Source organism: Paenibacillus borealis, assembly GCF_000758665.1.
GTDB classification, from domain to species: domain Bacteria; phylum Bacillota; class Bacilli; order Paenibacillales; family Paenibacillaceae; genus Paenibacillus_AQ; species Paenibacillus_AQ borealis.
The window spans coordinates 1723980-1746352 of sequence record NZ_CP009285.1 but is presented as its reverse complement, the minus strand read 5'-3'; the positions used below and the strand labels follow the sequence as shown (position 1 = coordinate 1746352).

The window sequence follows — 22373 nt, the reverse complement described above, 5'->3', positions numbered from 1 at the left end:
TTTTCTGTATACCAATGTAACCTTGTTTATGCTGTCTCTGATTACTCCGGTTTCTTGCCTCCCTTGAATCTCCGGGCCAGGAGTATACCCAGAACTACCAGTCCCCCACCCATCAGATACAGCGGAAGCGGACTCTCTTCGCCTGTCTTAGGGAGATCTCCAGGCAGACCGTCATCATCAGAGTTAGTGTCAGTTACCGTACCTGTCGGCACTTCATCAACACCCACCTCAATAATTATATCCTGATCATTGCCGTCTTCATCCGTTACCGTAATGGTGAACTTATCCTTGCCGGTATAGCCCGGATCAGGAGTATAAGTCCATTTGCCATCCGGTGTAACAACTACTGTGCCATGTGACGGTTCCACACTGATGCTTGGAATGCCGCCCAGCGGAATTTCGCCATCGATTGGAATATCCTCAACAGTAGTTGCTGATGTAGCCTGTGGCGTCGGTGCACTGCTTACTGCAGGTGTAGTAGGACTTAAGGTTGCAATTGGTGTAGGTCCCGGTGTAAACGTCACACCAGGTACTCCTGTTGCCGATGGTCCAGGCGTACTTGTTACGCCTGGCGTCACAGTGCTAACCGGAGTAGGTGTTGGGGTAACCACAGGGTTTGTTCCGGGCGCTCCTGTCGGTGCCGGTATGTCTTTATTCGTGATAGGCTCCAGAACCTTCTGTACCCCCGAATCAATTGTGATGCTGCGCTCCGTTGAATCCAGATAATATCCGGTTGGCGCCACGGTTTCTTGCAGTGTGTATACTCCAAGCTTCAGATCCTTAAATTCAATCTCACCATTCACGTTGGTAATAGCCGTTGCAACTACATTCTTGCTGGAATCATAAAGCTTAAATTCAGCCCCTGCAAGCTTTCTAGCTGCGTTACCTTCAGCTATTTTAACAAGCTTGATTGAACCCAGGGTTTCTTTATTCGTGATAGGTGCCAGTATCTGCTGGGCCTTTGAATTAATCGTGATAGTGCGCTCCGTTGAATCTAGATCATATCCTGTTGGCGCCTTAGTTTCCTCCAGCGTATACGTTCCAAGCTTCAAATCCTCGAACACAATTTCGCCATTCACATTGGTAGTCTTCGTTACTACCACATTCGTGCTGGAATTAGTGAGCTTGAACTCCGCTCCCTTAAGCTTTTTGGTGGCGTCAGCTGCATCTACCTTCACGAGCTTAAGCGAGCCTAAGGTTTCCACGTTCTTAATCAGAGGCAGCACCTGCTGGGCTTTCACAGTGATTGTAACGTCCTTCGGCGTTGAATCCAATTCATATCCGGCTGGTGCCTTTGTTTCTTCCAGCGTGTACGAACCCAGCTTCAAATCATCAAATACAATTTCACCACTGGCATTGGTAGTCTTCGTTATCTCAACATTGCTGGAATTAGTGAGCTTGAACTCTGCTCCGGCAAGCTTCTTCGTGGTATCAGCTGCATCTACCTTCACGAGCTTAAGTGAACCCAGAGTTTCCACGTTCTTAATGGGAGCCAGCACCTGCTGGGCTTTCTCGCTGATTGTGATATTACGCACCGACTCATCCAGATCATATCCGGCCGGAGCTTTGGTTTCCTCCAGTGTGTATTTGCCTAGCTTCAAATCATTAAATACCAGTTCACCATTAACATTGGTGGTGCCTGTTACTATAGCACCGCTGCTTGAATTCGTGAGCTTGAATTCAGCACCTGCAAGCTTCTTCGCTGTGTCAGCTGCATCCACTTTCACGAGCTTAAGTGAACCTAAAGTCTCCTGGTTTTTAATCGGATCCAGTACTTTCTGTACATTAGAATTAATCGTGATATTCTGAGGCGTTCCATCCAAGTCGTATCCGGCTGGAGCCGCAGTCTCCTCCAGGGTATAGACTCCAACCTTCAAATTATCGAATACAATTTCACCATTCGCATTGGTTGTCTTTGTTCCTACCACGACCTTGCTGGAATTCGTGAGCTTAAATACAGCTCCTTCAAGCTTCTTCGTCCCGTCAGTTGCATCGACCTTAACAAACTTAATCGAGCCTATGGTTTCTTTATTTGGAATAGGATTAAGAACCTTTTGAATATCTGAAATAATTTTCACGTTACGCACTGCTCCATCCAAATCATATCCGGTTGGAGCTTTGGTTTCCTCCAGTGTATAATCTCCAAGCTTCAAATCATCGAACACAATTTCACCATTGGTATCCGTGACGCCTGTCGCTGCTAACACATTGCCGGAATTATAAAGTTTGAACTCAGCTCCGGCAAGCTTCTTATTCGCATTATTATAGTCCACTTTCACCAGCTTGAGCGAACCAAGCGTTTCTTTATTCTTGATTGGATCCAGCACTTGCTGCACCTTGGAATTAATAGTGATGTTACGCACCGCTCCATCCAAATCATATCCGGCCGGAGCCTTGACTTCCTCCAGTGTGTACGTTCCAAGCTTCAAATCATCAAATACAATCTCACCATTGGCATTGGTAGTCCCTGCCGCAACCACAGTATTGCTGGAATTGTATAATTCGAACTTTGCTCCTGCAAGCTTCTTCGTTCCGTCAGCTGCATCCACCTTTATAAGCTTGAGTGAGCCTGTGGTTGCTTTATTGGGGATAGACTGCAGAACCTGCTGTACCATCGAATCAATCTTGATATTACGCACCGTTCCATCCAATTCATACCCGGTTGGAGCTTCGGTCTCCTTCAGTGTATAGTCTCCGAGCTTCAAATTATTAAATACTATTTCACCGTTGGCATTTGTAGTCGCCGCTGCCACCACAGCATCGCTGGAATCGTACAGCTCGAACTTCGCTCCGGCAAGCTTCTTCGTTCCGTCCGCCGCATCTACCTTAACAAGCTTGAGCGAGCCCAAGGTTTCTTTATTCGTAATTGGAGCCAGCACCTGCTGTACCTTCGAACTAATCGTGATGTTGCGCACCGTGGAATCCAAATCATATCCGGCCGGAGCCTTGGTTTCTTCCAGTGTATAAGCTCCAACCTTCAAATTATCAAATATAATTTCACCACTGGCGTTGGTGGTTGCAGCTGCCACCATGGCATTGCTGGAATTGTACAGCTCGAATTTCGCTCCGGCAAGCTTCTTCGTACTGTCAGCTGCATCTACCTTAACGAGTTTGAGCGAGCCCAGAGTAGCTGTATTCTTGATCGGTTCCAGAACCTTCTGCACATCCGAGTCGATCGTAATAGTCTGCTTTGTTGAATCCAATTCATAACCGGCAGGAGCTGCTGTTTCCTGATAGGAATAAGTTCCGAACTTCAAATTACTGAATACAATTTCCCCGCTGGCATTGGTAGTAGATGTTGCCACTAGAGTATTGCTGGAATTGTATAACTCAAACTTTGCTCCTGCAAGCTTCTTCGCCGCATCATCTTTATCTACCTTTATTAGCTTAAGCGAACCTTGAAGTGCTTCATTAGTAACCGTCACAGCCTTTTGTTGAGCCGGATCTATAGTTACGGAAACACTATTACCATTAAGCTTATATCCAGCCGGTGCTTTAGTTTCTTTGTATGTGTAGCTTCCTCCCATTAATTTCGTAAATAATACTACGCCGTTTGCATCGGCAGTTCCCGTTCCAACCAATGTATTCGTAGCATCATACAGTTCAAATTCTGCACCTGCAAGTTTTCTGGACGAATCATCCTGAGCAACCTTAGTCAGCTTGAGCGAGCCGTTAAAATCATTCGTAACGGTCAGCAGAACAGGTGTAGAAGAATTAATGGTTACCGTCCGCGCTGTAGTATCCAGTGCATATCCAGTCGGTGCCTTTGTTTCCTTAAGAACATATTTACCGGCCCGCAAATTAGTGAATTCCAGATTGCCAGCTGAATCGCTGGTTGCTTTCACTGTATCCTTCAGTTCTGTGCCTACAATACGCCCCAGGGAGAACTCGGCACCTTGCAGATTTTTAGTTTGGTCTGCATTTGTTTTCAGCACTTTAAGCGAGCCTTTTACACCGCTGCCCGTGCCTCCGGTATCAACAATAGTGAAGCTTTGGGTGAATGAAAAAGGTTTACTTACCAGTTGGGATCCCACCCCACTGAAAGACACAGCATTGGTTATAGGTACGGTCCCAACTGCCGTAATCACTGACTTATAGGTGAGAATGTATGGTTTATCAATGGTGTCCGTAAATGCCAGCTTGAATGTATCCTTGCCGGTACTGTCCGTGATGAAATCCAGCGTATAATCCTTGTCACGCTCAAGCTTGTTAGCCGTTACATTTACTGTCCCGTTCGCAGGGTTAACAGTGGTCTCAACGAGCTGGAAGCTTTCAGGCAGCAGTACCTGATTACTACTCGGAGTATCCACGATTTGAACATTGCTCACGTTTGACTGGTTTGCATTAATCGTTACTGTCCAGTTAATGATAGTTTGATCAGAGCTATCCCGGGATCCGGTTTTTGTTACATATTGTCCGCCATTCGTTACACTTGCACTGCCGGATAATACTTCCGAGACTGGCTTATCCTCCGAGTTATTCAATATGGCGTTATTAGTAACACTCGAAAGGTTAATATCACCGTCTATGAACTCCGTTTTAAAAACTACATAGAAGGCATAATCCACACTGTCTTTGAATTTAACCTTGAGTAATTTATCTGTTACAGTAACTGTGTAATCTGTACCCTCAACCAAAGGAGGATTTACAGAGTAATGTGCTCCATCAGCACCATAATTCAGCTTATTAACAATTACAGTACCCGCAACTACCTGCTGACCCGCCGGAAGCGTATCAACCAGCTCCGCACCTGCAGCGAGCACTCTTTTATTATAATTCGCTCCAACAGTCCAGGTGATTTTCTTGCTGGCTATATCATACTTTCCAGTCTTAAATCCATTCTTTATGACTTTAGCATCTGGAGTGAATGTTGAACTTGATGTCTGAGCACTGCTTGATGTCTTTTCATCCCACAGAATGGATGCAGTATTAATGAAATATTTTGAAGCAGTGATCAAAGAGTAATAATCAAATTTAGTACTGTAGGTAATCGTGTAAGCCTTAGTAATTGGCTTTAAAAATTTAATCACAAAACCTTCATTCACCTTAAATTCACCAGAGCCTAAATTGGTGATCTCATAATCCGTACCTTCAACAAGCGCAGGCGAAATAGCCGGTTTCCCGATCAGTTGCAATCCTGCGTTAGTAAATTTATCGGTAAGTACCAGGTTTGTCATAGTTCTACTATCTTCATTAACCTTAATAGTCCATTTCACGGTCTTGTTCAAGTAGTCTACATCCGTACCATTATTTACAGCCTGCTTGTTCAAAATACGTTGGGTAGTCGAAGTACTCGCTTGAACAGTTTGCCCGTTATAAGTCGCCTTATTTACGATGCTCTCACCAGTGTATACCCGCTCAGCTACCTTTGTCTTATAGACAATCCGGTAGGCAGATTGAATATCATGGTTGAACTGAAGCTTAAATCCAGCTGTACCTGATACGTCAGGTAGTTGGGTCAGCGTATAATCCGTATCCGCAATCAACGTTCCGTCATCTGTTCCAGATCCATTTTGATCCAGCTTGACTTTATAGATAATCATTGAACCAGCAACATAGTCTTGGGTTATATTGAAATAGTCAGTCAGTACAGCATTATTCGACGTTATTGGCTTTTCATTATAATTGAACCTAATCTCCCAAGTAATGGTCTCATCTGATGAATTATAACCGCTTGTAAACTTTTCCAGCGTTTTGCCCAAGTTAATATTAACCTCTGCGGATGCAGATTCAGGTGAGCCATTAGCAGTCAGTGTAGCCGTATTATTAAATTTTGTCTGCTCTCCAGTACTTATATTCTTGGTCGTAAACTTCACCCGGTAAGCTTCATTTATTGAATTTTTGAATTTCAGATCCAATTTGGTAAGATCACTTGCGGTCGTGTCATAGAGTGCCGGACTGACCTGCCCGCCAAGGGTTAAGTTTCCTTTGACATCCACCGTCAATGCATATACAGCAATAGAAGCCGGGTCCAGCTCCAAGCCTGTCTGCATGGGGTCCGTAATTACAGCATTATCAAGTTTATTCAAAAGCGTATTTACATCAACCGTCCAGTCAATACTGCTGGCGTTATATTTTTGCGGCATTGGTGTTCCGGTTTTGGTGATGGCCTTTCCGTTACTGGGTTGAACCTGGAGCGTAATTGAGTTATTCGCATTTCCCGCTATTGGAAAATAAAGCACCTGCGTCGTGCTGCCGGTAACTGTAGTTGAGCTTAGGGTGGATTCAACCCAAAAAGTTCCTTTTATATCTAATAGCCCTTCAATATTTTCATTAAAAACAAAGACGACTTTATTATCAGCCCCTACAGTATAAGTACCAATCCCATCGGCAAATTCACTGTTAACCAGCGTACCAGAATACGTTTGATTAATTTTTAATTGGGAAGGAAGAGTGTACGTGTAAGTAGCGCCCTTGTCATACTTTGCATCCGGAAGCTCATAAGTCAAATTCAGCTTAACTGTAGAATCCAGCTTGTACACATTATCCGTAACCTGCGTCCCATTCTCGTATACCGAGAGTGTTACAGTTTTCACAATATCTTCTGTGATTTGAGTATCATTTGCATCCGCATTAACATTGGTAAAGAAGCCCATTGCATGGGCGAATAGTGTTACAAACAGTAATATTCCGAGCCCCAAAGCCCATTTTTTCTTTTTCATTAATCTCAAGACCTCTCCCTCTTTCTTATGTATGATTTGTTCTTGCAACAGTCGTGGAATGATCAGCTATGACTTTAGAGCAGGGACCTGTACAATTTCTGAACAGCTATGTAATTACTCCATTTCCCACACCATTTTCCTAGAAAACCCTATCCATCGACAAAGAAAGTGCCAAAAGGCGTAATTATGACTAGATAAATTGTAACTAAAGTCACTGATAAATCACTGACAAACCCCCTGAAAATATTTCAACATCTCCTAAGAAAACAAAAAAAGCCATTGGGCCAGCAAACGTTCTGCTGGCCCAATGGCTTAAACCTTGGTTTTATTTCATGTAAAACTACTATATATACTGTTTACAGGCTGGCGTGGTCAGCCGGGAGCAGCGTTTTACGCTTCTCAATCAGCTTGTTCAGTGCATCCAGATAGGCTCTGGCACTCGCTTCCAGAATATCGGTACTAAGTCCGCGGCCCTGCGCTGCGATCTCGCCTTGGGACAGCACAACATGAACCTCACCCTGCGCATCTTTGCCTCTGCTGACTGCCTTAATCGAATAGTCGCCTAATGTGACTTCTTCACCAGTAGCCTGATCAATGGCGTTATAGATCGCGTCTACGGAACCATTGCCCTCGGCAACTGCCACAATTGGCTGCGGCTCCTGCCCGTTAATAATAACTTTGGCCGTTGGCGTAGCTTCATTACCATACGTAACATAAATGGTCTGCAGGCTGAAGGTCTCCGGCGTATCGATCAGCTTCTCTTCCAGAAGGGCTAAAATATCCTCATCCGAAACTTCTTTTTTCTTGTCCGCCAGATCCTTGAACTTGACAAAAGCGGCATTCAGCTCTTCCTCAGAGACATCATAACCCAGATCACTGAGCTTATCGCGGAAGGCATGACGTCCGGAGTGCTTACCGAGCACCAGCTTGCTCTCTTTGAGGCCGATTGTTTCAGGTGTCATGATTTCGTAGGTCGTCTTCTCCTTCAGCATGCCATCCTGATGAATACCGGATTCATGGGCGAAGGCGTTGGCCCCGACGATGGCTTTATTCCCTGGCACTACCATCCCGGTCAGCTTGCTGACCAGGCGGCTGGTACGGGAAATTTCCGACAGGACCAGTGAAGTTTTGGCGTCAAAAAACTCACTGCGGGTCTCCAGCGCCAGCGCCACCTCTTCAATCGCTGTGTTTCCGGCACGTTCACCAATACCGTTAATGGTCCCTTCAATCTGATCCGCACCATTCTGAATCGCAGCCAGCGTATTGGCGGTCGCCATACCCAGATCATTATGACAGTGTGCACTAAGCTGCACCCGTTCAATATCAGGCACCGTGTCCTTCAGGAATTTGAAAATTGCGCCGTACTCCGAAGGGTTCAAATAGCCCACAGTATCGGGAATATTCACTACATTGGCACCTTCACGGATTGCCATCGACACCATCTCAGCCATGAAGTCACGTTCAGTCCGGCCGGCATCCTCCAAAGAGAACTCCAGCTTGGAGAAATATTTCTTGGCATAGCGGATAGCCGACTGCGCGGTTTCCAGCACCTGTGCCTTATCCATACGCAGCTTGTGCTGGCGGTGAATCGGGGACGTGGCGAGGAAAATATGAATGCAAGGATCCTGTGCCCCCTGCAGCGCTTCCTTCACCGCATCGATATCACTCTCTCTGGAGCGGGAGAGGCCAATCAAAGTGACGTTCTTCACGGCTCTGGCCACTGCGTTAACCGCAGCCAGATCTCCGGGCGATGCCGCAGGGAACCCGGCTTCCATCCGGTCGATTCCCAGCTTCTCCAGCTGATAGGCGATTTCCACCTTCTCGCGCGTGTTGAGGTTCACACCCGGTGACTGCTCTCCGTCACGCAGCGTCGTGTCGAACACATAAATTTTCCGCATGCTGAGCACCTCCTGCAAATTGTCCATAAACCCTCAAATGCGGCTCGCAAAATTACGGCCGCATCTGAGAATCACATATGGTTCATTGTAGTCTTAAGTATATGACCTATTTCTTAATCCAGTGCATCATTTCACGCAGCTGGCTTCCAACCACTTCTACCGGATGAGCAGCTTCATTGCGGCGGGTAGCTGTCAGGAAGGCACGGCCGGATTGGTTCTCAAGGATAAAGTCGCGGGCGAATTTACCTTGTTGAATATCGGACAGCACTTCTTTCATTGCTTTTTTGGTTTCATCAGTGATGATGCGTGGTCCGGTTACATAATCACCGTATTCAGCAGTGTTACTGATGGAATCGCGCATAGTCGCAAGTCCGCCTTCATACACCAGGTCCACGATCAATTTCATTTCATGCAGACACTCGAAGTAAGCCATTTCAGGAGCATAACCAGCTTCTGTCAGTGTTTCGAATCCGGCTTTGATCAGTGCAGATACACCGCCGCAGAGGACAGCTTGTTCACCGAACAAATCTGTTTCTGTTTCTTCACGGAAGGAAGTTTCGATAACTCCTGCACGCGTACAGCCGATACCTTTGGCGTATGCAAGTCCGATAGCCTTAGCATTACCGGTTGCATCCTGTTCAATGGCGATCAGGCCGGGAACTCCGAAGCCTTCAACATAAGTACGGCGAACCATGTGTCCAGGAGATTTCGGTGCTACCAGCAGCACGTCTGCATCCTTAGGAGCAACGATTTGGCCAAAATGTACGTTAAAGCCATGGGAGAACATCAGAGCCGCGCCGTTCTTCAGGTTCGGTTCAATTTCATTCTTATATACGGATGCCTGTGTTTCGTCCGGCATGAGAATCTGCACTACATCTGCACGGGATACTGCTTCTGCGACAGACAATACTTCAAAACCGTCATTCTTGGCAGTTTCAAAGGATTTGCCTTCACGCAGGCCGATAACAACCTGAAGTCCACTGTCACGCAAGTTCTGTGCCTGAGCATGCCCTTGGCTTCCGTACCCGATTACTGCAATTGTCTTTCCTTTCAAAACGCTAAGCTCTGCATCCTGTTCATAGTACGTTGTAACTGCCATTGTCAATATCCTCCTTTAATTTGGACCCATCGTAAAGAGCGGGTGCTTCAAGAGCGCGGTGCTTCTTTAACTATACATTAAACGTGCTCTTCAAGCCCCCGCTCTTTAGCGGGAAAAGCCTAACCATATCTTAATAAATTAATGCAAGCAAGCAGTAATTCGTTAAAGCTGTAAATTGTGACGATCACGCATTGCCGCGGATCATCGCCGTTACACCTGTTCGTGACAGTTCCTTAATGCCATAAGGCTTCAGCAGCTCAATCATAGCATCAATTTTCTGGGTCTCTCCAACCACCTGTACTAGTAAGCTTGTTGTTCCGATATCCACTACCGAGGCCCGGAAGGTTTCGACAACACCCATAATCTCAGGCCGTTCAGCCGGATCAGCCTTGACCTTAATCAACGCCAGCTCACGGGCAACCATGGGCTTGGAGCCAAGATCAATAACCTTGATGACATCGATCAGCTTGTAAAGCTGCTTCTCAATCTGCTCAAGCGTATGCTGGTCTCCAAGAGTTACGATGACCATCCGGGACAGCCCGATCTCTTCAGACTGGCCTACAGTAATACTCTCAATATTGAACCCCCGGCGGCCGAACAGTCCGGATACCCGCTGCAGCACACCTGGTTGGTCATTCACAAGCACGGAAATCGTATGCCTCATCACCGCTATTCATCCCCCATCAGCATTTGATCAATGGTTGACCCTTGGGTTACCATCGGGTAGACATTCTCGTCTTTAGGGACAACGAATTCTACCAGGACGGGTCCAGGTGTTTCCAGGGCTTCTTTCCACACGGCTCCGGCTTCCTCTTTATTCGTAGCCCGCAAACCCTTAACTCCGTAAGCTTCAGCCAATTTTACAAAATCCGGACTGCCGGCAAGATCAGTATAGCTGTAGCGCTTCTCATAGATGAGATTCTGCCATTGACGGACCATTCCGAGCACCTGATTGTTGATTACAACGATTTTGACTGGAATCTTATTAATTGCACAAATCGCAAGTTCCTGCGAACACATCTGCATGCCGCCGTCACCATTAATGGAGACTACCAGCCGTTCCGGATGTGCCATTTGCGCTCCGATTGCTGCAGGGAAGCCGAAGCCCATTGTACCAAGACCACCTGAAGTAATCCATGCACGCGGATGATTGAACTTATAATATTGCGCAGCCCACATCTGGTGCTGTCCTACGTCAGTAGTAACAATTGCCTCACCTTTGGTGGTGTCATTAATCATTTGAATAACCCATTGCGGTTTCAGTTCGGTCTCCGAATCTTTGTAGCGCAGCGGCTGGTCCAGCTTCCACTGGGCGATTTGCGTTCTCCAGGCATCAGCATTCGAAGCACGCTTAACATCAGGAATCAGCATTTCCAGCACGGTCTTCACATCGCCAACGATCGGAATATCAGGCGATACATTCTTGCCGATCTCCGCCGGATCAATGTCAATATGCACGATCTTAGCTTTAGGGGCAAAACCATCCAGTTTGCCGGTTACACGGTCATCGAACCGGGCGCCGATATTAATCAGCAGGTCGCATTGTTGAATCGCATTGTTCGCTGTGTAGGTACCGTGCATTCCCGGCATTCCCATCCACAGATCCTCCGCACTCGGATAACAACCCAGACCCAGCAGTGTTGTGGTAATAGGAATCTCTGTACGCTTCACGAATTCATACATTGCTTCATGCGCCCCGGAGTATATAACCCCGCCGCCTGCAATAATAATCGGACGCTCTGCAGCAGCAATCGCCTTCACCAGCTTATCGAGCTGAAGCTTGTTAGGCACAGTGCGCGGGTTGTAGCCGCGAAGGTTAACGCCTTGCTGCTGAACCGGATTGAACAATGTCTTCGCAGCCGATACATCCTTCGGAATATCAATCAGTACCGGACCCTTGCGTCCCGTATTCGCGATATGGAAGGCCTCATGAATAATTCGCGGCAGGTCTTCAACATCCCGTACCAGATAGCTATGCTTCGTAATCGGCATCGTTATACCGGTAATATCCGCTTCCTGAAAAGCATCTGTGCCGATCAGGCTGGAGAATACGTTCCCGGTGATTACCACCAGCGGAACAGAGTCCATGAATGCAGTAGCTATTCCTGTTACCAGATTGGTTGCCCCCGGGCCTGAAGTGGCGATACATACGCCTGCTTTGCCGCTCGCTCTGGCATATCCGTCAGCCGCATGAATCGCTCCCTGCTCATGGCGTGTCAGAATATGTTTGAAATCATCGAATCCATAAAGAGCATCATAGATATAGAGTACAGCCCCGCCCGGATATCCGAATACAGTATCCACACCTTCCAGTACCAGACTGCGCAGCAGGACTTCGGAACCTGTAATCACCTCAGGATTTTTCCATTTCTCACGTAACTGCTCTATAGACCGCACTTCTTCCGGTAATTGCGCGCTCATCAGTATTCCTCCCTTCGACTGTTCACATTCATTATTCAAATGACAGGACGTCTTTTATACAACATTTAATATTGGCGAACAGGCCGTAAATCCTCCCTATTCAACAAAAAAACCTCTCGCCTCCCACGCGCAGAATTAGCGCGTGAGGGACGAAAGGTTTAGCTTCCGTGGTACCACCCATGTTTGCATTACATCTCACGATGAAATGCCTTATCAGGATACAAAAATCCATCGATGTAGGCAGGGCCCAAATCTTTGTAACCTGAAGTCCCTAACGCGGACTAAACGATTCCCCCTAATAATTCCACCGCTCTTGCTGATGGACCTTTCAGGGAAACAGCTCCGAGGTGAGCTCGTATATAAGGGATTTTGGTGGAGGTTGCAGCAATTCCTCTCACTCTCTGAACAAAAGAGCCCTTAAAACTTCGTCCTCTTCATCGCCGATACATGTATGTTCGTTAAAATGTTTAGACACATTATATGATTTCCTCACACGGTAAGTCAATACCCATCTTACTGATATATATTAAATTCTTCACAAAATGTTGTTCTACCCTTTCCGGAACGCCCACACCAGGCAGGGCATATGATGTACGACAATGCGTGGAAAGGGGGCATTTTATGATTCGTTACCGCAGACCCAAGCAGGATGACACCGTCATTTTTGACTTGATTGAAAAGCAGCTTGTCCCGCTATCCCATCTTCCACAAACGATTATCAATCAGGTCAGAAAAGATCTGCCCCGCCGTCTGGGGCAAGGCGTCACTCTTGTGGCTTGTCCTGACTATGAGAGTGATCCGCTGGGGTTCGTACACTTTATGCTGCATGGCGATTTGTTATACATCGATATGCTCGCCATTGCGCCTGGCGCCAGGCGTAAGCGTTACGGAAATATGCTGATGGACAGGGCGGAGAGGTTTGCACTATCACGTGCATGCCGGCGGGCAAAGGTCTCTGTGGATACCGGGAATACTGCCGGTCTTGCCTTTTATGAAAAACTGGGCTACAGCGTAGCCCGTTATCAACCGCAAAACTACTGTTATGAGCTTGAAAAGCAATTCATTTGATGAACCCAGGCCGCTCTACAGCTTAAAAGAATCCAATGGGCGGAACACCATAACCGGGACCGGGACCATAACCGCCGTAAGGACCGGGAACAGGCCCAGGGCCGTAACCATATCCGCCTCCATAAGGGGCGCCTCCATATCCATAACCTCCGCCGCCATAAGCGTAAGGAGCCGTACCGACTGCCAGCAAATCAAACAACACCAGCGGAATCAATGCTTTGGTTTGTACTTTTTTACCACCGATACGCTGTAGAACAAGACGGTTGCCCGAAACGCGGAGTAACTTACCCATCACCCTGGAGCCGTCTTTTTTTACTGCAACGATATTTTTGCCCACCAGCTTCAAGACTTGTTTTTTCGTAACCGGCTGTGCCATAGTATCCCTCCTAATGAGTTTCTTAAGCAGTCTATTCGCCCCAGCCGTTCTTTGCCTGTACATCTGTCCTGCATGAAGGTGCGGCGTCACCGTTAAATAAAAAAAGCGCATTTCCGGAAAACCGGAAATGCGCTCTGCAGCATAATAGAGGTAAACAAAGAAATGCTGATCTAGCGTTTGCTCGGATCGTAAGGTTCGCCCAACGCCTTTGGTGCCGAAGAACGTCCGACTGCGCTGACAAGGACAATAATGGTTAGTACATAAGGAATCATGAAGATGAATTCCTGCGGGATGCTCTTGGACCATTCGAACAATTGCACATAGTTACGGATGGCCTGGGACAGGCCGAAGAATACGGCTGCTCCGAAAGCGCCAAGCGGATTCCACTTCCCGAAGATCATCGCCGCGATGGCAATGAAGCCTTGTCCTGAAATGGTATTATGCGCAAACGTACCTGTAGTTGTCAGCGTAATTGTGGCTCCGCCAATACCAGCCAGCAGACCGCTCAGCATTACGCCGATATATCTCATCTTATTTACATTTACACCCAGTGTATCTGCAGCACTCGGATGTTCACCTACTGCACGCAGACGTAGTCCAAACGGAGTTTTGAACAGGACGAAGTAAATAACAATTACTAATATAATCGCTAAATAGGTAGTCGGATAGGAATTAAAAATCCCTTCTCCGATTACTGGAATCTTGGAGAGTCCGGGAATGGCCACTTTGCTGAAGCCGTCGATCAGCGGAGTTTCACCGGATCCGTCGAAGATCAGCTTAACCATATAGAGCGTACTCCCTGCGGCGAGGAAGTTGATGACCGTACCACTTATGGTCTGATCGGCCTTAAAGGTTATCGAGGCCACCGCATGTATAAGTGAACCTATCACACCTACAGCCATGGCACTAAGTACACCAACCCATGGAGCCCATTCACCCATTCCTGCTTCCTGAGCATAGTACCCGCCCACTGCTGCAGCAAATGCACCAAACATCATCAAGCCTTCAAGTCCGATGTTGACGACACCGGATCGTTCAGAGAAGATGCCGCCAAGGGCGGCAAATATTAGCGCCGTGGAAAAAACAAGCGTCGTATTGAGCAATTGGCCTAAGACTTCCATCTATAACACCTTCTCTTTCTTGCGCTTGAAGTAAAACGGTTTGAGCACCCAGCGTACAATGCCTTGCGCAGCAATGAAGAATATGATCGAACCGATGACAATACGGATCAGTTCCGGAGGTACATCAGCACCAAAGCTCATTCCTGCAGAGCCGTATGTCAGCGTGCCGTATAGAATAGCAGCCAGAATGACACCCAGCGGATGAGTCAGTCCGAGCAGTGCAACAGCGATACCGTCGAATCCATAACCAGGAGAAGCCGCGAATACGGATTGATAATGGAATACACCCAGTACTTCACCTGCTCCTGCTAATCCGGCGAACACGCCACTGATGAACATCGCTTTGATAACATTACGTCCTACATTCATCCCTGCATACTCTGCAGCATGCGGGTTCAGACCCACCGCACGCATTTCGTAACCCTGTTTGGTCTTCCACAGGTAGATGTAGAAGAAGGTAGCAGCCGCAAGGGCAAGAACCGTCCCCCAGTGCAAGCGGGCATTGTCAAATGTTGAGAACAGGAAGGTCATCGACAGCGATGCCGGGTTATCTTCTGAACGGTTCTGCCCTTGTAAGAGCAGGAATGTCCGAACGATGTAGTTCGACAGGAAGAGCGCTATCCAGTTCAGCATGATCGTAGTAATAACTTCATTAATTCCGCGTTTGGCCTTCAGGTAACCGGCAATGCCCGCCCAAAGTCCGCCGCACACACCTGCTGCAATCACTGCCAGCGGGACAAGCACGAATGACGGCAATACGCCGCCAAGCTTAATGCCGATTACTGAAGCAGCCGTCATACCGATCATTACCTGGCCATCTGCACCAATGTTAAACATCCCCGAGCGGAACGCAAAGGCTACTGCTAGACCTGTGAACATTAGCGGAGTCATCTCGCGCACAGCTTCACCGAAGTCGTAAGGACTGCCGAATACGCGTTTGAAGAGCGCGGAGTATGCTGCAATCGGATCGTATCCGCCAATCAGCATAACGATAGCTCCGACCAGGAAACCCAAGAGAATCGCAATAAGCGGAATAATGTAGGTGTCTGTTGCGAATATTTTTTTGATTCTAGACATCCGCGTGGCCTCCCCGCTTCAAGCTGCCCGCCATCATCAGACCCAGTTCCTGGTCATTCGTATCCTGCGGGAATACTTCTCCGACAATCTGTCCTTCGTAAATAACAGCAATTCTGTCGGACACATTCATAATTTCATCCAGCTCAAAAGAGATCAGCAAAACAGCTTTACCCTGATCCCGCTGGGCAATCAGCTGCTTTTGAACGAATTCAATAGCTCCTACATCAAGACCGCGTGTAGGCTGTGCTGCAATCAGGAGCGTCGGATTTTTGTCTATTTCCCGCGCAATAATCGCTTTCTGTTGATTACCGCCGGATAATGACCGGGCTTTGTTCTCAATTGAAGGCGTACGCACGTCGAATTGCTTCACCAGGTCTTCTGCATGCTGGTTAATAACATCCTTGTTCAAGAATCCGTTCTGATTGTACGGGCTCTTATAATATGTTTCCAGAACCATATTCTCACTCACGGTGAAATCAAGCACGAGTCCATGCTTATGCCGGTCTTCCGGAATATGGGAGACGTTCATTTCAGACACTTTACGCGGAGAAAGATTGGCAATCTCCTTTCCTGAAACGGTGATTGAACCGGAATCAATTTTGCGCAGACCGGTAATTGCCTGAATAAGCTCACTTTGTCCGTTGCCGTCGACTCCTGCAATTCCAAGAATCTCGCCGGCTTTCACTTCAAAATTGAGGCCATTCAGCACAGGTACGCCGTCCTTGCTTTTGCTTCTGACATCGGACAGCTTCAAGATGCTTTCGCCAATATGCGCAGGCTGCTTGTCCACTTTAAAGGTTACACCGCGTCCAACCATTTTTTCGGCCAGCTCGTTCGGATTGGTCCCGGAAGTCTTAACGGTATCAATTACCTTCCCGCGCCGGATGATGGTTACACGGTCGGAAATCTGCATAATTTCTTTCAGCTTATGTGTAATTAGAATAATGGACTTGCCTTCGGCAACGAGCCGCTTCATAATCGCCATCAGTTCGGTAATTTCCTGTGGCGTAAGTACAGCGGTAGGCTCGTCGAATATAAGTATATCCGCTCCGCGGTACAGGGTTTTCATAATCTCTACCCGTTGCTGCATGCCTACCGAAATGTCATGGATTTTGGCATTTGGATTGACTTGAAGACCGTACTGCTCCGATAGCTTACGAACCTGCTCCGCAGCGGATTTATAGTCGATTTTAAGACCTTTTTTCGGCTCCATTCCAAGAACAATGTTCTCGGTTACCGTAAAAGGCTCTACAAGCTTGAAATGTTGGTGAACCATACCAATGCCAAGCTCAATAGCCTTATTGGGGTTATCGATAATAACCGGTTTCCCGTCGATTTCGATGCTGCCTTCATCGGGCTGGTACAGTCCGAATACGATATTCATCAAGGTTGATTTACCTGCCCCGTTCTCACCAAGCAGTGCATGAATTTCACCTTTTTCCAGCGTCAGACTGATAGAGTCATTCGCGACAATACCGGGAAAGCGTTTTGTGATTTGCTTCAACTCTACGACAGGAGCCGCAGCACTCATGGAATCACCCTCATCACAGAATATATAATACTGCCTTATAGACACGGCTGTACCGTCCTATTCAGGACGGTACCGCTGTGTATACCTATAATAATGTTGTAACAGAGAACAAGGCCAGCTCAAGTAACCGGCCTTGTTTCTTGTGTTAAATCCAGTAAAGGTGAGGCAAAGAATTACTCGGAAGGAACAGTGATGGTTCCGTCGATGATTTGTTTGCTGTACTCGTCAACTTTAGCCAGGATTTCAGCAGAAACGTTAGCTTTGGATGTTTCAGGAAGGCCTACGCCGTTGTCTTTCAGACTAAGAACAGTTGTAGTGCCGCCTTTGAATGTTCCGTCAACCACTTGTTGGGAAACCTTCTTAACCGCTTCGTCAACACGTTTGATCATGGAAGTCAAAGTTACATCGTCGCCAAATTCCAGGGATTGGTCTTTGTCTACGCCGATAACCCATACTTTAGTGCCGCCAGCTTTGTTGCGGGATTTAGCTTCATTGAATACGCCGTTACCTGTTGCGCCTGCAGCAGGGAAGATGATGTCGTTACCGGCATCATACAATGTAGCAGCCAGGGATTTACCAGTATCAGGCTTGTCATAAGCACCTGCATAAGTAATCGTTACATTTGCAGTTGGGTTAACTGCCAATACGCCAGCTTTGAAGCCAACTTCAAAACGTTTGATAACCGGGCTTTCCATACCGCCGATGAAGCCAACTTTGTTAGTTTTGGTTGTCAGACCTGCAACAACACCCACCAGGAAGGAACCTTCGTTCTCAGCAAATGTAACAGATTCAACGTTAGGAGCTTCTACTACGCTGTCGATGATCGCCAGGTTAGCAGTCGGGTTCTCATTAGCAACCTTCAACACTGCATCGCCAAGGTCAAAACCGATACCCCAAGTCAGATCATAGCCGCCTTTAACGAATTGGTTAAGGTTTGGCTCATAGTCTGCATTGGATTTACTTTGCAGATATTTGATTTCAGCGCCGGATTCTGTTTCCAGAGCCTGCAGTGCTTCCCAAGCGGATTGGTTAAAGGATTTGTCATTAACGCCACCCACGTCAGTTACGAGACCAAGTTTGACAGCCTTAGGAGCCTCAGTTGCTGCTGGTGCTTCTGTTGCTGCTGCATCTGTTGTTGGTGCAGTGGTTGCTGCTCCAGCATTGGTGTTTGTGTTGTTATTGTTTCCGCATCCTGCCAGAACGACAGTGAATGCCATAACCATAACTAAAGACAGTTGGTAAAACTTCTTCATCGAATGTGATCCCCCTTAGTAAATTGGATGTCTTCTGTTTCTGCTTGGACATACCATTGAACAAATTATAACTGCAAAAAAAGCTAAAATCCAGTCTATTAATGACCTCAGGTCAATAATAATTTGCATTTTTCAACAAGAAACCGCTTACCATGACATAGCATGTAATCATCATGTATGATACGCGTCAGAAAACCTCGAAATCCCTCTTGTGGCGCCAGCGCATTAACGTTATTATTGCACAGTGAAGGCTTTTCTATTATCATGAATGTTTACATATTGTTTGCAAAGGGAGTTACTGAAATGGATCTAGAAAACACACCTCAAGCTGTACCGGCCTCTAAATACTGCCACGAATCCCGTGTGTTCAAAACCGGCCGCGTCTTCCCGAATGATGTCAATAACCACAAAACACTGTTCGGCGGCAAACTGATGAGCACCATTGATGAAGTTGCATCCATCTCGGCTATGCGCCATTGCCGCGTCAATGTGGTTACCGCATCCGCTGATTCTGTAGACTTCCTTCTTCCGATCAGGCCTACGGATTCTGTCTGCTTCGAATCCTTCGTCTCCTGGACAGGACGCACCAGCATCGAGGTATTCGTCAAAATCATCTCAGAGAATCTGTACACAGGGGAACGCGCCGTTGCTGCTACTTCATTCCTGACTTTCGTAGCCGTCCATGAAGATGGCACTCCGTCTCCGGTACCGGCTATTATTGCCGAGACTGATGAAGAGAAGCTGATCTGCCAGTCTGCCGACGAGCGGTCGGAGCAGCGCAAAGCGAGACGCACCAGAAGCAAGCAGCTGGCTTCCCAGCTGAGCACAACAAAGTACTGGGAATAGCAGCAAGTCCGGCTTACCACACAAAAAAGCACCGTCACGCGGGACTTCCCGCAGGCGGTGCTTTTCGGTTTATATCATTCTTACGCGTTGATCTTCTCTTTGGCTACTACAGCCAGGGAGTTGAATGCGTTCAGATCGTTCACTGCCAGATCAGCCAGCATCTTACGGTTCACTTCTACTCCAGCCAATTTCAGGCCGTATACAAGCTTGCTATAGGAAAGACCGTTCAAACGCGCTGCAGCGTTGATACGAACGATCCACAGTCTGCGGAAGTTACGTTTAGTCTGACGACGGTCACGGTAAGCGTAAACCATCGATTTCATTACTTGCTCTTTAGCTGTTTTGAAAATGCGGTGCTTGGAACCGAAATAACCTTTTGCCAGTTTCAATACTTTTTTATGTCTACGACGAACTACAAATCCGCCTTTAACTCTTGCCATATTAATAAACCTCCCAAAAATGTGTAATTAACTATTTCAAGTTAGCAAGTCCTTGTTTCAAACGTCTTACATCCCCAGGGGCCATAACTGGATTGCCGTTCAATACGCGTTTTGCGCGTTTCGATTTGTGGGACAGCAAGTGGTTCTTGTGAGCTTTGTAACGCAATACTTTACCAGTTCCAGTGATCTTGAAGCGGCCTTTCAGGCTGCTATGTGTTTTCATTTTAGGCATGGTGTTTCCTCCTTGAATATTATGCGGCGCCAAATTGCTGTGCAAGTGACTCCAGGATTATTGGGCTTTAGGAGCCAAAATCATAATCATGCTGCGGCCTTCCAGCTTAGGCTGGCGCTCAACAACAGAAATATCTTCCACTTCGTTCTTCACACGCTCCAGGATCTTCTGGCCGATATTCGCATGGGTAATCTCACGTCCGCGGAAACGAACGGAGCACTTCACTTTATCGCCTTCACCCAGGAACTTGATCACATTGCGGAACTTGGTCTGATAATCATGTTCTTCAATGTTAGCGCGGAACCAGACTTCCTTGATATCCACGATCTTCTGGTTCTTGCGCGCTTCCTTCTCTTTCTTCTGCGTTTCATAACGGAACTTGCCGTAATCCATGATGCGGCATACCGGCGGTTTCGCCTGCGGTGCTACGTTGACTAAATCCAGATTAAGATCGATCGCCATCTGCAACGCCTCGCGGATCGGTTTGATCCCGATTTGTTCGCCTTCCGCTCCAACCAGCCGAACCTCTTTGGCCCGAATTTCATCATTGATCATATGTTCCTTACTGATAATACTCCACCTCCGGATCTTCTTGTAATGCGGTTCTCCATAAAAAAGGGATGCCGGTAACTCCCCGACACCCCGTTTGATCAACGTTCATGAATTATAACCATTCATAAAGCATTGAGATCAAAACCAGCCGGCAATTTAGCCGTTCAGGTGAGAAGCCGGTGCTTCTGCTTGCAATCCCTATGTTTTGCATACTTGAATACTATACAACACTGAGCAAACAGTGTCAACATGTTCCGAAAAAATATTTAGATAACAATCAGGTATTATACTACACTTGCTTGCTCTGTACTTCCTCAAGCCGAACTACACGCGTGTGCTTGGTATGGCTCCACTGCTTGTTGTTCTGCGTGAAAAACGCATAGAACGTAATGGGATACCATGACAGCAGATAGACCGGGAAGGCAAGCAGGTACAGATATACCTTCTTGAACTTCACCTTCTCAAGCGCCATGGCCAGCAGGAAGGTCAGAATGTTGGCGCCAATGGCAAAGTAGCTTAGCCAGAGCGGCAAATGACCATAAATATTAGCAATATGCGGCCCATCGAACATGGAGTTGTCGATCCACATTACGGCCGTCATCAGGAACGTCAGCAGCACAATGTAGACATTCGCTCCATAAAGCGCCAGGTCAAACTTCGTCAGGCTGCGTTCTTTGATACTCTGCCACAGCAGAGGGAAGAAATAACGGCGGGCAACTGTGAAATGCCCCTGCATCCACCGCAGACGCTGTCTGGAGGAAGCCTTGAACGTAAGCGGCTTCTCATCGAAGACTTTGGCATCATAGTTAAATCTCGGATACACACCCTTCGATGCGCTCCGCATGGTGAATTCCAAATCCTCTACCAGACTTGTAGCACCCCAGCCCATCTCTTTGAGCAGGTTGGTCTCGAAGCACATGCCTGTTCCGCCGAGGAAGTTGGCCATCTTCAGGTTATGGCGCGACAGCTGCCAGAGCCGGTTGATATACCAGTAGGATACGCCATAAGCAGCGGTAATCCATGAATCCTCCGGGTTCTTGGTATCGATATAGCCTTGAATGACACGTCCGCCTGAACACAGATCATTGTTCATTTCGGTCAGGAATTCGGTATGTGCGAGGTTGTCGGCATCAAACATTACGACAGCATCATACTGGCGGGGCAGCGCCCACAGTTCCTTAAGCATCCACTCGATGGCATAACCTTTTCCGCGAAGGTTCGTGTTGGTGCGTACACAGGCATTCATCCCGTGCTCCCGTACGATGGCTGCTGTATTATCCGTACAGTTGTCGCAGATGACAAATACATCGTACAGTTCCTGGGGATAATTAAGCTGCTTCAGGTTTTCCATTAATGCGCCGACTACTTCTTCCTCGTTGTGCGCGGCAACCAGTACTGCAAATGACTTTTGCGGCGCATACTTAACCTTGTTCTTTTTCTTGTGCAGTCCAAACAATGAGAATGCAAACTGATAAACTGCAATTGCCGCCAAGATCACTTGGAGCGTAACAAACAATGCGTCTGTCATGATCTTTTGATGCCCCCTTTTTCCAAGTCTAGATGTTCTCTTTCTCTCTCAGGCTTGTTAACGTTCTTTCTGACCCTTTTGTTGCATCCCTTACAGTAGACAAGAATTATCCCTTTTTTCCGGGCAGGCTTCCGGTTATGTGTTAGCCCCGTTTCTAAGATATGAATCCGATATTCCGGACGATGGCCGGATCCTTATTTCTCTGTTACCTTATAAACGGGATCTTCCTGCTTGAATCATTGTAGACGCAATGGGGTTCCCAAGTCAAA

The 22373-nt window shown here is 47.2% G+C and carries 16 protein-coding genes; 2 read left to right on the top strand and 14 right to left on the bottom strand.

The features are described 5' to 3' along the window. Positions 1–41: 41 nt before the first annotated feature. From PBOR_RS07475 to ilvB, 5 genes are all read right to left on the bottom strand, one after another. Positions 42–6536, bottom strand: a complete 6495-nt coding sequence (locus PBOR_RS07475) for a SpaA isopeptide-forming pilin-related protein (RefSeq protein ID WP_218918887.1) — start codon at positions 6534–6536, stop codon at positions 42–44. Between the two features lie 482 nt (positions 6537–7018). Continuing rightward, entirely contained in the window at positions 7019–8560 is a 1542-nt protein-coding gene (locus tag PBOR_RS07470; protein WP_042211132.1) for a 2-isopropylmalate synthase, read from the bottom strand. 106 nt (positions 8561–8666) lie between these two features. Further along, positions 8667–9659, bottom strand: a complete 993-nt coding sequence (gene ilvC, locus PBOR_RS07465) for a ketol-acid reductoisomerase (RefSeq protein WP_039301500.1) — start codon at positions 9657–9659, stop codon at positions 8667–8669. A 184-nt stretch (positions 9660–9843) separates the two neighbouring features. Next, the gene (ilvN, locus tag PBOR_RS07460; protein ID WP_039301592.1) at positions 9844–10323 is read right to left on the bottom strand and encodes an acetolactate synthase small subunit; all 480 of its coding nucleotides are present in this window, start codon (positions 10321–10323) and stop codon (positions 9844–9846) included. A 5-nt stretch (positions 10324–10328) separates the two neighbouring features. Continuing rightward, the gene (gene ilvB, locus PBOR_RS07455; protein WP_042211131.1) at positions 10329–12080 is read right to left on the bottom strand and encodes a biosynthetic-type acetolactate synthase large subunit; all 1752 of its coding nucleotides are present in this window, start codon (positions 12078–12080) and stop codon (positions 10329–10331) included. A 621-nt stretch (positions 12081–12701) separates the two neighbouring features. Here ilvB and PBOR_RS07450 point away from each other — a divergent pair. After that, complete coding sequence (locus tag PBOR_RS07450; RefSeq protein ID WP_042211130.1) at positions 12702–13148, top strand: GNAT family N-acetyltransferase; 447 nt, start codon at positions 12702–12704, stop codon at positions 13146–13148. 22 nt (positions 13149–13170) lie between these two features. Here the strand turns inward: PBOR_RS07450 and PBOR_RS07445 are convergent, their stop codons facing one another. The 5 genes from PBOR_RS07445 to PBOR_RS07425 form a co-directional block, all read right to left on the bottom strand. Beyond that, positions 13171–13524: a hypothetical protein gene (locus tag PBOR_RS07445; protein ID WP_042211129.1), complete on the bottom strand. Its 354-nt coding sequence runs from the start codon at positions 13522–13524 to the stop codon at positions 13171–13173. Between the two features lie 170 nt (positions 13525–13694). After that, on the bottom strand, positions 13695–14645 hold the full coding sequence (locus PBOR_RS07440) for an ABC transporter permease (RefSeq protein ID WP_042211128.1): 951 nt from the start codon (positions 14643–14645) through the stop codon (positions 13695–13697). Next, positions 14646–15722 (bottom strand): ABC transporter permease, encoded by a 1077-nt coding sequence (locus tag PBOR_RS07435; RefSeq protein ID WP_042211127.1) that lies wholly within the window; start codon positions 15720–15722, stop codon positions 14646–14648. Then, complete coding sequence (locus PBOR_RS07430) at positions 15715–17253, bottom strand: ABC transporter ATP-binding protein (RefSeq protein WP_042211126.1); 1539 nt, start codon at positions 17251–17253, stop codon at positions 15715–15717. Before PBOR_RS07430 ends, PBOR_RS07435 begins: the two co-directional genes overlap by 8 nt. A gap of 173 nt (positions 17254–17426) precedes the next feature. Beyond that, on the bottom strand, positions 17427–18506 hold the full coding sequence (locus tag PBOR_RS07425) for a BMP family lipoprotein (protein ID WP_042211125.1): 1080 nt from the start codon (positions 18504–18506) through the stop codon (positions 17427–17429). Positions 18507–18809: 303 nt separating this feature from the next. Here PBOR_RS07425 and PBOR_RS07420 point away from each other — a divergent pair, with 303 nt between their 5' ends. Further along, on the top strand, positions 18810–19352 hold the full coding sequence (locus tag PBOR_RS07420; RefSeq protein WP_042211124.1) for an acyl-CoA thioesterase: 543 nt from the start codon (positions 18810–18812) through the stop codon (positions 19350–19352). 80 nt (positions 19353–19432) lie between these two features. Here the strand turns inward: PBOR_RS07420 and rplT are convergent, their stop codons facing one another. The 4 genes from rplT to PBOR_RS07400 form a co-directional block, all read right to left on the bottom strand. Continuing rightward, a complete protein-coding gene (gene rplT / locus PBOR_RS07415) occupies positions 19433–19792 on the bottom strand; it encodes a 50S ribosomal protein L20 (RefSeq protein ID WP_036649386.1) in 360 nt (119 codons plus the stop codon). Between the two features lie 31 nt (positions 19793–19823). Continuing rightward, entirely contained in the window at positions 19824–20024 is a 201-nt protein-coding gene (gene rpmI / locus PBOR_RS07410; RefSeq protein WP_036696104.1) for a 50S ribosomal protein L35, read from the bottom strand. Positions 20025–20081: 57 nt separating this feature from the next. Continuing rightward, complete coding sequence (gene infC, locus PBOR_RS07405) at positions 20082–20579, bottom strand: translation initiation factor IF-3 (protein ID WP_042211123.1); 498 nt, start codon at positions 20577–20579, stop codon at positions 20082–20084. A gap of 286 nt (positions 20580–20865) precedes the next feature. Next, positions 20866–22104: a glycosyltransferase family 2 protein gene (locus PBOR_RS07400; RefSeq protein WP_042211122.1), complete on the bottom strand. Its 1239-nt coding sequence runs from the start codon at positions 22102–22104 to the stop codon at positions 20866–20868. Positions 22105–22373: the final 269 nt, after the last annotated feature.